Below are 14,160 nucleotides of genomic sequence, written 5' to 3'. Positions count from 1 at the left end.
TCGAGAGAAGGTGCGGGGTTTTTTGTTGGCTGGGCTTTCGTTGGGGCATTCGATTTCAATTGATCGGTCCTGGCGCGTGGGGGCGATCAAAAGCCAGCCTTTGTTCATTTCGGAAAACGGTACATGGCATTTGGGAAACGTCCTAACGCCAATTTTCATGCGCCTCAGTACGGTCCATTTCGATCACCACACTCTCATCAGTGGTAGAGGTTCGAAATGGAAATACAGGATGTAATTGCCCCCCGCCTGAACACAAGTACGGCACTGGGACAGGCTTTGGTGTCGATGTTCAAGTCGGTCGAAGTGCAGCTCACGCTTGAAGGTGCAAAATCGGGTGCGCTCAAAATTATCGTCTTTGGTGGCTGTGCGGTTCACCTCTACACAAATCATCGGGTCTCCACGGACGTCGATGCCGAGATCTACGAGTTCAATCTCCCTGAAGATCTTCACCTGCAAACCCTACTTGCACAGGTTCCTGAACTGTTCGTGGATGAACAATCAGGCCGGTTGATGGAGCTCAACTACGACCTGCAATACAACACCTGTTTTGGTCCTATCCATGAGGATTATTGGGAGCGCAGCCTTCCTCTGGCAGAGTTCCCCATCGTGTCACCACTGCACGTTCACATTGCCGCGCCTATTGATGTGGCAATCTCAAAACTGGGCAGGGCTACGGATCAAGATATCGGCGATATCATGGCGCTTCTCAGGGCCGGCTTCATACGCAGCACCGAATTCCATCGGCTGGCGTTGCAGGCGATTGATGTATATGTTGGCAACAAAGAGCAGCCGATCTCTGTTCTCACCAACATCCTGCAAGATTATCTGGAGACGACAGATGACGAAGCCCCTTGACGGCCACGTCCTCTCCTCAGCTTTGGACACGCTGGTCAGAAGCCCGTTGGATCAGGCAGATGACGTAGCGCTTATCAGCGCGGCCAAAGCCGTGTGGTACTCGGACTCAAATCTGGAGTGCGAAGTGTCAGTATTTCTGAGTTGCCATAACGACGATTTGCAGTTGCGACGGGCAGGCTATCTGCTTGAGCGATTCACTCGTTTTGCGTGTGTGTCTGACACCCGAGTGTCGGAAACCCTGAATGCTCTGGAGCTTTTTGCTCGCTCAACTTCCCGGAAGGAAATGGCGGCGCACACAGGTATGCCGCTCAATCAACGCCGTGATGTGCTTGCCATTTCCTGGGGGTTGGACGAAGGGCTTGGGCTGAAAGCCCAGACGCTGATGCCTTACCAGACCCGACATTACGCGGCAGAGCAACAAGCACTGAATTCATGATTTGATCTGTATGAGAAAAGCCCCGCATTCGAAGGAATCGCGGGGCTTTTTTGTATGGCAGTGTTCAGTTGTCGAGGAGTCGCAGGAAGCGCTCGCGCACCTGAAAATTATCTCCATGCGCCACATTGAACCGCAGGAACTGGCTCGCATCCGGCGCCTTGCTGAGCAGGGTGCCGGGGGCCAGTACCAGGTCGATGTCCAGGCCTTTTCTGGCCAGCGTTTCGGCGTGCAGGCCTTCTGGCAATCGGGTCCAGATGTACAGCCCTTCATGGGGCAGCGACGACACCGAGCAACCGGCTTCGACCAGCCAGCTGGACACCCGGCTGCTCGATTCGTAAAGCCTGTCCACGGTGCGGCGGGTGTGTTTGGCGTAGCTGCCATCGCTGAGCATCGCGCAGATGATCTGTTCCGCCAGTTCCGAGGTCATGCCGCCGCAGGCCATTTTCAGGGTGACCATGCGGGCCGCCAGTTGTGGCGAAAGCACCGCGAAGCTGACTCGGCTGTTGGCGGTCAGCGTCTTGGAGAATCCGGAAACGTAGCTGACATTGTCCAGCCCGCCTGCTGCCAGACGCGGGGTCATGCGTTGTTGCAGGTCGCAGTACAGATCGTCTTCGACGATGTGGAAACCATAGCGGTGGCTCAGCTCCAGCAAGCGATAGACCTGCGCCGGTGAAAACGAGTGCCCGGTCGGGTTGTGCAGGACGTTGTTGGTCATGTAGAGCACCGGGCGATGGGCACTCACCAACTGCTCGAAGGCCTCCATGTCCATGCCGTCGGCACCGCGGGCGATGGTGATGACCTTGGCGCCATGCAAGGCCAGGTTGGTATGCATGGTGAAGTAGCACGGGTCGTCGAGCAGCACGGTGTCGCCGGGTTTGACCAGCAGGCGCATCAGCATGTCGATGGCCTGCACGGTGTTGGCGGTGGTGACGATCTGGTCCACCGGCACTTCGATGCCGATGGCCGACAGCTTGACGCGTAGCGCTTCGCGCAATGGCAGGTAACCGGCGGCAACGCCGTACTCGCCCATTTGCAGAGAGGTCGCACGCAGGGTGCTGCGCACGGCCTTGAGCAGTTCTTCGGCAGGCAGCCAGGAGGAGGGGAGGAAACCGGCACCAGGACGCAGGGCGCCAGTGTCCTGCAGCACCGCGCGGCGAACCACGCTGAGGGTGTCCTGGGGCTGCAGGTCCGGCCCGGCATCAGTCTTGATCGTGACGCTGGAGCGATGCACGTAGTGCCCCGAACCCTGGCGCGAAACCACCAGGCCCTTGGCCCGCAAGCGGTCCAGAGCATCCACCACCGTGGACTTGCCGACGTTCATCAACTCGGAGAGTTCGCGAATCGGCGGCAACCGTGAACCATGCGGTAGCCCGCCCTGACTGATCGCTACTGACAATTGATCGACGATCTGCTGGACCAGCGGCACACCCGGCTGGAACTCGAAAGCAGCGATCACGGCACGCTGAACCTGCATTTTACTGGTCTCTCCGGCAGTAAAGTTCGTTCGATTCTAAACGAACTTGCTCTGATGAAAACAAGCCTCTGTCTCTACCATCACCTTACAGACTTTCCTGAATGTTGGCGCTCAACGCCTGAAAAATCACTGGCTCCAGAGGTGCTGCATGAGTGTTCAAACAACGGTCGCCGTTGCCAAGCCGGTGATCAATATCCGTCTGTTTGCGATCCGGATCATCACCGCGGTATCGCTGTTTGCGGTATTGGGCAAGGCCAACGTCTGGCTCGACACCGCGACCAACAGCATCCTCGCCCTCGGCTATCGCGCCTTGCTCCTGTTGCTGCCGCTGACGTTGCTGGTGCTTGGGCGTCGCTCGCTAAGCGTCACCTTGCTCTGCGCCGCCCTCGGGCTGGTATTGCTGGCCATCACCAGCAACCAGGGCGTGGTGATGTTCGCCGCAGCGTTGTTTGCCTACGGCATCGCGATTGCCGGTTACCTGATCAAGAGCGAAGCGGCGCAGACCAAGGAAGGCGCGGCGTACAACCGCGTGGCGATGAACATGGGCAGCCTGCTGGCCGGCCTGATCCTGTTGTCGCCGCTGTTGACCCCGACCATGTTTTTCCTCGGCGCCGCGGCGTTCGTGCTGTTGTGCCTGCCGATCGCCCACGGTGCGACCTTCACCAGCGAACCCGTGACCGCAAGCCCCGTCACTCACGATGGCAGTGGCTGGCGCAACAAGCTGCCGTGGGTGATCGCCGGGATCATCATGGGCATCAAGCTGTTCGGGGTGTTTTCGATTCTGCCCCAGGCAATCCTGCTCAAGACCGGTGAACTGCCCGCCTGGTACGGCCTGATGCTGATCCTCAACAGCGCCGTGGTGGTGTTCGCCCAGGTGCCGGTGATGAAACTCATCGAGCGCACCGGTCGCTTCAAGGTCGTGGCGGTGATCGGGATCATCGTCGGCGGTTTCGCGGTGCTGTCATCACCGGCCGCGTTCCACGTCGAAACCCTCGTGGGCGCGCTGATCTGGGTCGCGCTGCTGTCCATCGCCGAGTGCGCGTTCAGCTACCTCGATTACTTCTCGGTCAAGCAGAACAACATGTTCGTCAAGGAAGTTTCCCTGGGCGTGGGCGCCGGGCTGACGGTGCTGGTCATGCGGGTCGTGCCGGCGCCGTACAACGCGCTGGTGCTGGCTGCCATCGGCGCGGGCGGGATCCTGGCGTGGTACTGGTTCAACCGTAAATCCCAAGCGTCGTTACACGACTGAGTCGTCGCGGGTGCGGGTTTCAATTTGCAAGTCGGGGGCATTATGAATACGACTTCATGCGTCGTAGTGGTCGGTTACAACGGCAATCGGGTACACGATATCCAGAAATTGCGCGAGCTGTGCAAGTCGCTCTACAACGCCAGGCTCATCCTGCTGGTCGAGCAGGTCCAGCCCCATGACGACCAAGTGGCCGATCATGTCTGCAGCACCTCGCTGGCCGAAAAAGACGTGGCCGAATCCCTTGAACTGGTGGTGGGCTGCCTGAAGGCCGATAGCTGGAAGCTGATCGGCGTACTGCCGTTTTCCGACCGCGGCGTGCTGCTCGGCGCGGCGCTGGCCAGTCATTTCGGGCTGCCCGGCATCACGCCGGCCGAAGCTCGTGCGGGTCTGGACAAGCAGATCTTCCGCAGCCTGGAAGTCATGGCCACCGAGGCGCCCGAGGATTACCGCCCGGTATTTTCCACGCGGGTCGAGAGTCTGTCCGAATTGCGTCAGCGGGTTGTCGAGCTGGGTGGAAAAGCCTTCATCAAGCCGGCTTGCGAGGGTGCGAGCAGGGGCTGTCGCGTGATCAATCATCCGTCCGAGTGCGATGAAGTCTGGCAGGCACTCAAGCCTTACCGCGAAGGCGGCATCGTGATCGAAGAGCTGATCCAGAACGCCCGTGAATACAGTTGGGATTGCGTGGCCGGCAGCACCTGGATCACCGAAAAAACCACCACCGAAGGCGCCTACCGCGCCGAGATCCAGCAGGTGGTGCCCGCGCCGTTGCCGGACGACGTACAGACGCAATTGGTCGACGCCGGGCGGCACATGGCCGATCTGGTATCGCTGGATAACGGCGCCTGGCACAACGAAGTGTTCCTGCGGGCGGACCATCTGACCTCCGCCGTGGAAACCAACATGCGCCCCGGTGGCATGCACATCTGGGATCTGGCGCGCCAGGCGTTCATCGATTTCAACCCGTGGGAGCGCTGGGTGCGCTGGGCCGTGGAGGGTCAGATCGAGCCCTGCGAGCCAGTGCCTCGCGGCTATTGCGGCATTCGTCTGCTCAGGGCGCCAGCCGGCGGGATTTTGCGTTCGATACCCGACATCGAGGCGCTGACCCGTTCGCTGAACATCGAAGTGCTGGAGGCCAAATTTGCCAAGCGCATCGGTGATTCGGTGTCCGCGCTGGTGACGGACAACTTCTCGTTCATCGGCCACATCGTGTTGTTCAACGAGCACTACGCACAGCTGAGCAATGACCTGTTGCGCCTGTCCCAAGCCATCGAGTCAAGCGTCGGGATCACCAGCCTGGAACCGCCCGTGAGGGCCGCCGGTTAAGCCATTGCCCGACGGGTAGAGATCGAAGTTTTAGCAGTAATGAAGAGGATTCGGTAAATGATTGAACACATGACCTGTGATGAACGTTTCATCGCCCTGGCCAAGGAGTTCGGCTTTGACATCTACGGTGAGAACACCGTGGGCGGCCATTACACTCCGCTGATCCGCCACCACGATGAGCTGTACATCAGCGGTCTGGTGCCACGCATGGATGGCAAGATCCAGTATCCGGGCCGGGTCGGCCTGGACCTCGGCATGGCGGACGCGCAAGCGGCGGCCAGTATCTGTGCATTGCGTGGCCTGGCGTTGATCGTCGATGCCATCGGTTCACTGGATAAAGTCAAATCGCTGATCCGCATCACCGTACATGTGAGGTCTACGGCGGACTTTGTCGATCTCAGTGAAGTGGCCAACGGTGCCTCGGATGTGTTCAGTCATGTGTTGGGCGATGCCGGTAAACATACAAGAACCACTGTCGGGGTTTATCAGTTGCCGAAAAATGCCGCGGTCGAAGTTGATATGATTGCGGCGCTGCGGCCCTCGGTCCTGTAATTAATGAAAACCCCTGCTTTACAGTTACAAGTTGTTGCCCTAGTGTCTGGTGACTCAAGTCACCGGACATTTGGTATTTGCCAATGAACAACATTCAGGGTGGTTTTTTTTCATATAAGGACTTTCGTCAAAGTTTGCACAATCCGCCGATCGGCGCGCGGGTGTGGAAACAAGGCGAACTGACAGACATGCGCCAGAGTCTGGCGGACAGCGAGGTCGATATTGTCGCGCTGGCCCACGACAACAGCCCGGACGGTTGCAGGCTGACGCCAGGGATGGCGGTCTCCATGCAATGGCTGATCCCGGGCTCCAGGCTGGACGGTCATGCGCATGCCTGGTGGCACCTGTTCATCATTCAGGCCGGCAACGGAACGCTGACCCTGGAGGGCGCCGATGAAGTCAGCGTCGGCCCTGGCGACGTGCTGCTGGTGCCGGCCTGGACCCGCCACGGCTTCGTCAACACCAGCAAAACCGAGCCTCTGGCCATGCTCAACCTGAGCAACATGCCACAAATGGCGCAGCTGTCGAACGCCACCTCCTGACAATCCCCTCCATTCTCCTGTGGGAGCGAGCCTGCTCGCGATGGTCGCCAACGATGACGCGTAGTTGCTGACTATACGCGGCGTTCTTGAGTCCATCGCGAGCAGGCTCGCTCCCACAATTTCCCTGTTGATCCCCCCAAAAACACCCCATTACCGATAGCTCACAACCCTCGCGCAGGCTTCACCTGCCGCGACAAATTTCCTCACGCCAGAAACTTTCTGTATCGATTGAAACAGACAAATTCTGTATCTATTCAGCCCCGTATCAACTTAATACGATCACTTCCAATGCAGGTTTATCAATGCAGCCATTGCAATGGAGTGTTCTATGGAAAACCGAAAACTCAAACTGTATGTCGGTGCTGATTTTATTAGCGCATTTGCGATGTCGGCATTTGTGGCGCTCAAGGAAAAGCAACTTTCATTCGACTTCGTAACGGTGGATTTGAAAGCGAAAGAGAACTATCAAAACACTTATCGTGATCTTTCCCTGACTAACAAAGTGCCAACGTTAGTTCACGATGGTTTCGCACTGTCGGAATCGTCTGCCATCGCTGAATACCTGGAAGAACTCTCCCCGGGCCATAACAAACTCTATCCACAGGACCTCAGGCAACGCGCCCGCGCCCGTCAACTCCAGGCCTGGCTACGCAGCGACTTGCTGGTGGTGCGCAAGGAGCGCCCGTTCGACCTGGTGTACTTCGGCAAGAAAGACACACCGCTCTCCATTGATGCGAAAGCGGCTGTCGAGCGCCTGTTCTTCGTCGCCGATCACTTGCTGGAGGAGGGCGCCGAGCATCTGTTCGGTGACTGGAGCATCGCCGACACCGACCTGGCAATCATGCTCAACCGCCTGGTGGCCAACGGTGATCCGGTGCCTGCACGCCTGGCGGCCTACGTGCGCCGGCAGTGGGATCGCGACAGCGTTCGGGCATGGATGGACATAGAGCGCGTAGCGCCAGCCATCCAGTGATAACTGCCAGCCAACACCAGGAGCGCTGCCATGCAGGGACTGTCGGAGCACGAAAGATACAAACCCTATAACTCACGCACCATCCGCGAGACGCCGTACTGGCACAAGCTCACGCCGGATTTGCAGGAAGCCATGACTGTCGTGGCGCGGGTCATGCCGTTTCGCACCAACGAATACGTGCTGGGGACGCTGATCGACTGGAACAACATTCCGGACGATCCGATTTTCCGCATGACCTTTCCCCACCGGGACATGTTGCTGCCGGACGAATACACCGTGCTCAAGCAATTGATCGAACGGGATGACAGCGCGGCCATCAAGCGCAAGATCGAGGCGATCTGGCTGCGCATGAATCCTCATCCGGCCGGGCAGCTGACGCACAACAACGCCACCCTCGACGGAAAAGTCCTGCCGGGCATACAGCACAAGTACCGCGAGACCGTGCTGTTTTTCCCCGGTGCCGGGCAGACCTGTCACGCGTACTGCACCTTCTGTTTCCGCTGGGCGCAGTTCATCGGTGAGGAAGAACTCAAGTTCAACGCCCGGGAATCCCAGGAGCTGGTGAGCTACCTGCGGGTGCATCCGCAAGTGACCGATGTGCTGATCACCGGCGGCGATCCTCTGATCATGAACAGCCGTTCCCTGGCCAGCTACATCGAGCCGCTGCTGGAATTGCCGCACCTGAAAAGCATCCGCCTGGGCACCAAATCCGTGGCGTATTGGCCGCAGCGGTTTGTCAGCGACAAGGATGCGCCGGAGTTGCTCGAGCTGTTCCGGCGGATCGTCGCGGCGGGGAAAAACCTCTCGATCATGGGCCACTACAACCACCCGGTTGAACTGCGCCAGGACATCGCCCGGCAAGCCGTCGAACGCATTCGCTCCACCGGCGCCACCCTGCGCATGCAGGCGCCGGTGATCCGCCACATCAACGAGAACCCGGACGATTGGGCGGCGTTGTGGACCGAAGGCGTGCGGCTGGGGGCGGTGCCCTATTACATGTTCGTCGAACGCGACACCGGGCCGAGCCATTACTTTGCGATGCCCCTGGCGCGGGCGTTCGAGATCTTCCAGGCGGCCTATCGCACGGTGTCGGGGCTGGCGCGCACGGTGCGCGGTCCGTCCATGAGCACCTTCTACGGCAAGGTCTTGATCAACGGCATCGAGACCGTCGCCGGGGAAAAAGTCTTCGTGCTGCAGTTCCTCCAGGCCCGGGATCCGCAATGGGTGTTGCGCACCTTCTATGCGCGTTTCGACCCCCAGGCGACCTGGTTCGACGAGTTGCGGCCGGCCTTTGGCGAACGTGCGTTTTTCTTTCAGACCGAGCCTGAGCGGTTGCTGGCGCCCAAGCCGGAATTGATACCGGTCCTGCTGCAAACGGCGTAAGGCAATTCTTGTTTATGTATGGGGAGATAAGGACATGAGCAGTATCCCGTTTGATCAACGCGATGGGGTGATCTGGCTCGACGGCGAGTTCGTCGAGTGGTCCCAGGCGCGCCTGCACGTACTGACCCACGGCTTGCACTACGCAAGCACGGTCTATGAAGGGGAGCGTGTGTACAACGGCAATATTTTCAAACTGCGCGAACACACCCAAAGGCTGTATCGCTCGGCGCAGTTGATGGATTTTGTCATCCCGTTCCAGCCTGACGAACTGGAAGCGGCAAGCTACGAACTGCTCAAGCGCAACCAGGTGGTCGAGGGCTATCTGCGGCCCGTGGCCTGGCGCGGCAGCGAGATGATCTCCACCTCGGCGCGCTTCAACCGGGTGCATGTGGCGATTGCCTGCTGGCAATGGCCGAGTTATTTCGACCCGGCGGCGCGCATGGCCGGCATTCGCTTGAAAACCGCCACCTGGCGTCGCCCGCCACCGAGCAGCAGCCCCTTCGAAGCCAAAGCGTCGGGGCACTATCAGATCGCCACGCTGAGCAAGCACGACGCGGAAGACAACGGTTACCACGACGCCTTGATGCTCGACTGGCGCGGCCACGTGGCCGAAGCCACCAGCGCCAATGTGTTTTTCGTCAAGGATCGGACCCTGTACACACCGCTGCCGGATTGTTTCCTCGACGGCATTACCCGCCAGACCGTCATCGGGCTGGCCCGGGCGCTGGATTACCAGGTGGTCGAAACCACGATTCTGCCTACGCAACTGGGCGACTTCGATGAGTGTTTTCTTACCGGCACCGCCGCCGAAGTCACCCCAGTGCAAAGCATCGACGAGCATCGCTATCGACCGGGCGATGTTTGCCGCGAACTGATTGCCGCCTACACCTCAACCGTCAACGCCTGATCAACTGCCAGGAATCTCACCATGTCAAATCCAGGGATTGTTGCGTCCAAACCTTACGTTTCGCTGGGCCATCGCCATGACGAGTTGTCGTCCCGTGGCTGGACCGTCCTGACGCCCGGCGAATTTGCCCATGACGTTGTCGGCACCTTGCATGAGTTCGGTCCGGTCATTCCTCAGTTCAACGGCCAGACGGCTTTCGCCATCACCCGCAAGCCAGGCTATGAAGACCTGCCGTATTCGCAGAGCATGAATGGCATTGGCCCGCACACCGAGGCGCCGGTATACGGCCCGCCGCCGCGTTACCTGGCCTTGCATTGCCATCGGCAGGCAACCTGCGGTGGCGGGCACACCGGGCTGGTGGATGGTTATGAGTTTTTGAAGTCGCTGGAGCGCACCGAGCCTGAGTTGCGCGAATGGCTGAATGACACCCCGGTGGAGTTCGTCGCCACGGCCAAGCCCGGTGAGCCGGCGCAAACGCGGGTCAAGGAATACATCCTGACGCCGACCGAAGATGGCGACATTTTCCGCTTCAGCTACAACCAGTTTCACTACGGCGACGTGAACCCGTCCAAGCAGGCACTGGAGCAGTCCCAGGTGAGCAACAACAGCTCGCCGCTGGCCCGGTTTGCGGTGCTCGGCGAGGCGTATTTCATCGAGCACAACACCCCGGTGCTGATCCCCGAAGGTTGCATGCTGATCTGGGACAACTGGCGGATGATCCACGCCCGCAGTCGATACACTGACCCGGCGCGGCACCTGACCCGCTACTGGCTGGCCTGATCTTTCCGTCGCCCTTCTTTCTTTTGGCGTACCCGCGAGCGGGTACGCGTCCTACAGGTATCGCGTCATGCAAACAGCAATCGAGATCGCCAAGGTCGATCATCAACTGGTCGTGCGGCTCAATCAGGCCTGGACCCGTCGGGCCACGGTCTGCTCACCCGAGAAGACCTCGGTCGAGGAGGTGTTCGACCCGGCCCGCCCGGACTACCCGCAGCAGATGGTGCCGTTTTTTCACCACCCGAAATTCCAGGCCCTGAGCGACGAGCTCAAGAGCAGCGTGGTGACCTGGGGCTGGATCGGCTACAACCTGCGCACCGTGACCGCCGAGGAACACGTGGTCAACCCGGCGCTGAGCGTCATTGCCAATCAATACCTGGGCAAGGACGACTGGCACTTTCGCGAGGCCATGCAGCAGACCCTGATCGACGAGCACTACCACACGCTCATGCACCTGCGGGCCATCGAGCGGACCAAGCTGGAACGCGCGATCGATCAGGAGCTGGACTTGCCGCCGTCGGTCACCTACCTGCGGCTGCAGGCCTTGCGGGAAACCCTGGCCGAGCAATGGCAGAAAGACCTGGCGGCGATCACCTTTGCGGTGGTGGCCGAGATCAGCGTCAACGCCTACCTGGACCTGCTGGCGGATGACCAGAGCATCCAGCCGCAAAACCGCCGTGTTGCCGAGCTGCACAATCGCGACGAATACGCCCACAGCAAAGTGCTCGCCGAAGTGGCCAAGGTCATGTACGCCAACATGCAGCCAGAGCAGCAGGCCTTTTTCGCACGCACCCTGTCGGTGGCCCTGAGTGCCTTTGTCGCCCAGGACTACTCGATGTGGGAGGCGATTCTGACCCAGCTCGGGGTCGAGGAGGCCGCGCAGATCATTGCCGACACCCGCGAGAGCAGCAAGAACGCGACCATCATGCGCGACTACAGCGGCCTGCATAAGCTGGCGCACGACCTGGGCATCAGCGAGCAGATCGACTTCGATTTCCGCCCGACCCTCAAAACCACCGCCGCCTGAATCTGGAGATTCGTATGTCCGTTCCCGTGTACGAAGTGTTCGCCATCCGTGTCGGCGCCAATGCCCAGCGCACCGCCCGGGAGAATTTTCTCTACGACGCCTGCTGCGGTGATCCGAATGCGCCGATGCCGCTGGATTACTACTTCTGGGTGATCCGCAACCAGCAACAGGTGATCGTGGTCGACACCTGTTTTCAACCGGCCACGGCGGATCGGCGCAACCGGCAGATGTTCCGCTTGCCGGAGGAATCCCTGCGGCAACTGGACATCGATCCGGCGCAGGTCGAGCAGTTAATCCTGACGCATCTGCACTGGGACCACGCCGGTAATCTCGGGTTGTTCCCCAAGGCCACCGTGCACCTGCAAGAGGCCGAACTGCGCTTCTGCACCGGGCCGAAAATGGCCCATCACACGGTGAACAAAACCTACGAAGTCGAGGACGTGATGTCGGCGCTGCCGCCGCTGTTCGAAGGACGCATGCGCTTGCACCGTGGCACGGCCGAAGTGTTGCCGGGCATCACCTTGCATGCGGTGGGCGGTCATACGCCGGGCAGCCAGGTGGTGCGGGTCAATACCGCGCGGGGCTGGATTGTCCTGGCGTCAGACGCTGCGCATCTGTGGGTCAACATCCGCCAGCGCAGCCCGTTTCCGATTCTCGACGACCTGTCGCAAACCCTCGAAGCCTTCGCTGAAATCGACCGCCTGGCCGACAGCGAAGACCACGTCATCCCCGGCCACGACCCACAGATCGCCGAACGTTTCCCACATTGGAATGATGACCCGCATATCATTTGCCTGCACCAGACCCCCAGGTAACATTTCCCTGAACCTGTAGGAGCGAGCCTGCTCGCGATGGGCGACAGAACACCGCGGGGCATCAGGTTGCCAGCGTCATCGTTGACGACCATCGCGAGCATGCTCGCTCCTACAGTGGGGATGGTCAGCGTTGATTGTTGAGCAGGAGGCCAAGCGTCTGCAACGCCTCATCAATCCTCGGCGAATACGGCGCGCCACAGCCAATGCGCACAAAGTGATCGAACCGCTGGCCGTTGGAAAAGATCCCCCCTGGGGAAATCTGGATACCGCTGTTCAAGGCCTCGTGGAACAGCGCCATGGACGAATGCTCGTGGGGCAGTTCCACCCACAGCAAAGTCCCGCCCCGGGGGTTGGTCACGCGAGTGCCGGCGGGAAAGTAGCGCTGGATGGCCTCGCTCATTTGCAGGCGTTGCTGCGCGAGGGTGCTGCGCAAGCGCCGCAGGTAACGCTCATAGGACGGTGTGCCCATGAATGCACTGACCGCCAGTTGCGACAGCGCTTCGCAACCACGGGACTGGGTGTACTTGAGCATCTCCACGCGCTCGTGCCATTTGCCGGCGCTGATCCAGCCCAGGCGCATGCCCGGCGCCAGGGTTTTGTTCAGCGATGCGCAATAGATCAGGTTGTCGCCCCGGTCCCAATGCTTGAGGGTGGACAGCGGCTGCTCGCTGTCTACCAGATCGCCATAGGTATCGTCCTCGATCAGCACGATGTCGTGCACGGCACACAGCTGCACCAGCCGCGCCTTGTTGGCGTCGGGCATGATGCTGCCCAGCGGGTTGTGCAGGTTGGGGATGACGATCAACGCCTTGATCCGCTCCGGGCCTTGCAGCACCTGTTCGAGGGCCGTCAGGTTGATGCCGACGTGGCTCGACGCCGGCACTTCCAGCACCCGCAGGTTCAGGCTCTCGAGAATTTGCAGCAAGCCGTAGAAGGTCGGCGACTCCACGGCCACGGTATCGCCGGGGCGAGTCACCGCGCGCAACGCCAGGGTGATGGCTTCGGTGGCGCCGTTGGTGATCACGATGCGCTCGGCGCTCAGGTGGGTTTTGCTGGTCAGTGCGCGTCGGGCCAGCACGTTGCGCAGCGCGATACTGCCGGCGGTCGAGCCCGTGGTCTCGAACAAGTGCTGATCCTGGCGCAACGCCTTGATCATGTTGTCCTGCAGGGTCTTGATCGGATAAAGCTGCGGCGCGCAGTAGGCGCTGGCGAAATTGACTTTCACCGTCGCCCGCTGGCTGGCCTTGAGCACCGCCGACACCTGTTCGTGAATGCCCACGTAGACACCCGTGTCCAGTGGCGGGGGCAGGGCGGTCGGCGCGGGTTTGGCGGGAGTGTCGGGCTGGCGGATGTAGTTGCCGGAGCGGGGGCGTGCTTCCAGTACGCCGTAGTCTTCCAGCTCCCGGCAGACCTGCACCGCCGTCGACAGGCTGACCGCGTGTTTTTCCATCATCAGCCGAATCGAGGGGAAGCGTTCACCGGTTTTCAGGGTGCCGCTGCGGATGGCGTCCAGGTAGTGATTGGCCAGTTGGCGGTACAACGGAGTCGTGTTCATGATGACCTCAGCAGTTGCACCACTGAGGTCATTGGCTGGAAAGTGAAAAGGCGCTCCCCAACCTTAATCTGAGCGGGCGGACCCGTGGTGCTGTTGGGTGAAGGGAAGTACTGCCGTCGATACTGGAAGATTAATCACGGATTTGCCCGAAACGCAGGCAATAAAAAGCCCCGCTCGGGGGCGGGGCTCTTGGGTGAGTCTGTGAGATACCTGTGGCGAGGGAGCTTGCTCCCGTCTGAGTGCGCAGCACTCACAAAAGTCTGCGGTAGTAGTCAGATTTTTTGGGGCCGCT

14 protein-coding genes are annotated in these 14,160 nt (G+C 60.2%); 12 read left to right on the top strand and 2 right to left on the bottom strand.

Features of this window, described 5'->3' with window-relative positions; all coding sequences use genetic code 11:
* Window positions 1-216: 216 nt before the first annotated feature.
* Both ABTV29_RS26540 and ABTV29_RS26535 read left to right on the top strand, forming a co-directional pair.
* Window positions 217-855, top strand: a complete 639-nt coding sequence (locus tag ABTV29_RS26540) for a DUF6036 family nucleotidyltransferase (RefSeq protein WP_433767530.1) — start codon at window positions 217-219, stop codon at window positions 853-855.
* The gene (locus ABTV29_RS26535) at window positions 839-1,291 is read left to right on the top strand and encodes a hypothetical protein (RefSeq protein ID WP_433767529.1); all 453 of its coding nucleotides are present in this window, start codon (window positions 839-841) and stop codon (window positions 1,289-1,291) included. Before ABTV29_RS26540 ends, ABTV29_RS26535 begins: the two co-directional genes overlap by 17 nt.
* Window positions 1,292-1,355: 64 nt before the next feature.
* Here the strand turns inward: ABTV29_RS26535 and ABTV29_RS26530 are convergent, their stop codons facing one another.
* Window positions 1,356-2,765, bottom strand: a complete 1,410-nt coding sequence (locus ABTV29_RS26530) for a PLP-dependent aminotransferase family protein (protein ID WP_433767528.1) — start codon at window positions 2,763-2,765, stop codon at window positions 1,356-1,358.
* A 148-nt stretch (window positions 2,766-2,913) separates the two neighbouring features.
* Between ABTV29_RS26530 and ABTV29_RS26525 the strand changes: the two genes are divergently transcribed.
* The 10 genes from ABTV29_RS26525 (at window position 2,914) to ABTV29_RS26480 (ending at window position 12,313) form a co-directional block, all read left to right on the top strand.
* Entirely contained in the window at window positions 2,914-4,014 is a 1,101-nt protein-coding gene (locus ABTV29_RS26525; RefSeq protein WP_433767527.1) for a hypothetical protein, read from the top strand.
* Between the two features lie 42 nt (window positions 4,015-4,056).
* Window positions 4,057-5,337 (top strand): ATP-grasp domain-containing protein, encoded by a 1,281-nt coding sequence (locus tag ABTV29_RS26520; RefSeq protein WP_433767526.1) that lies wholly within the window; start codon window positions 4,057-4,059, stop codon window positions 5,335-5,337.
* Between the two features lie 57 nt (window positions 5,338-5,394).
* Window positions 5,395-5,889 carry a RidA family protein gene (locus tag ABTV29_RS26515; protein WP_433767525.1) on the top strand — a complete coding sequence of 165 codons (495 nt, stop codon included), beginning with the start codon at window positions 5,395-5,397 and terminating at the stop codon, window positions 5,887-5,889.
* Between the two features lie 83 nt (window positions 5,890-5,972).
* A complete protein-coding gene (locus tag ABTV29_RS26510) occupies window positions 5,973-6,431 on the top strand; it encodes a cupin domain-containing protein (RefSeq protein ID WP_433767524.1) in 459 nt (152 codons plus the stop codon).
* 328 nt (window positions 6,432-6,759) lie between these two features.
* Window positions 6,760-7,404, top strand: a complete 645-nt coding sequence (gene yfcF / locus ABTV29_RS26505; protein ID WP_433767523.1) for a glutathione transferase — start codon at window positions 6,760-6,762, stop codon at window positions 7,402-7,404.
* Window positions 7,405-7,434: 30 nt separating this feature from the next.
* Window positions 7,435-8,787, top strand: coding sequence for a KamA family radical SAM protein (locus tag ABTV29_RS26500; protein ID WP_433767522.1), 1,353 nt, complete (start codon window positions 7,435-7,437; stop codon window positions 8,785-8,787).
* Window positions 8,788-8,821: 34 nt separating this feature from the next.
* Entirely contained in the window at window positions 8,822-9,694 is an 873-nt protein-coding gene (locus ABTV29_RS26495; RefSeq protein ID WP_433767521.1) for a branched-chain amino acid aminotransferase, read from the top strand.
* A gap of 21 nt (window positions 9,695-9,715) precedes the next feature.
* Window positions 9,716-10,474 carry a TauD/TfdA family dioxygenase gene (locus ABTV29_RS26490; protein ID WP_433767520.1) on the top strand — a complete coding sequence of 253 codons (759 nt, stop codon included), beginning with the start codon at window positions 9,716-9,718 and terminating at the stop codon, window positions 10,472-10,474.
* A gap of 67 nt (window positions 10,475-10,541) precedes the next feature.
* A complete protein-coding gene (locus tag ABTV29_RS26485) occupies window positions 10,542-11,498 on the top strand; it encodes a diiron oxygenase (RefSeq protein WP_433767519.1) in 957 nt (318 codons plus the stop codon).
* A gap of 14 nt (window positions 11,499-11,512) precedes the next feature.
* The gene (locus ABTV29_RS26480) at window positions 11,513-12,313 is read left to right on the top strand and encodes an N-acyl homoserine lactonase family protein (RefSeq protein ID WP_433767518.1); all 801 of its coding nucleotides are present in this window, start codon (window positions 11,513-11,515) and stop codon (window positions 12,311-12,313) included.
* Between the two features lie 124 nt (window positions 12,314-12,437).
* Here the strand turns inward: ABTV29_RS26480 and ABTV29_RS26475 are convergent, their stop codons facing one another.
* Window positions 12,438-13,868: a PLP-dependent aminotransferase family protein gene (locus ABTV29_RS26475; protein ID WP_433767517.1), complete on the bottom strand. Its 1,431-nt coding sequence runs from the start codon at window positions 13,866-13,868 to the stop codon at window positions 12,438-12,440.
* Window positions 13,869-14,160: the final 292 nt, after the last annotated feature.

Source organism: Pseudomonas putida, from assembly GCF_050989985.1.
Taxonomy (GTDB): Bacteria; Pseudomonadota; Gammaproteobacteria; order Pseudomonadales; family Pseudomonadaceae; genus Aquipseudomonas; species Aquipseudomonas putida_AI.
This window is presented reverse-complemented; position numbering and strand designations above follow the sequence as displayed.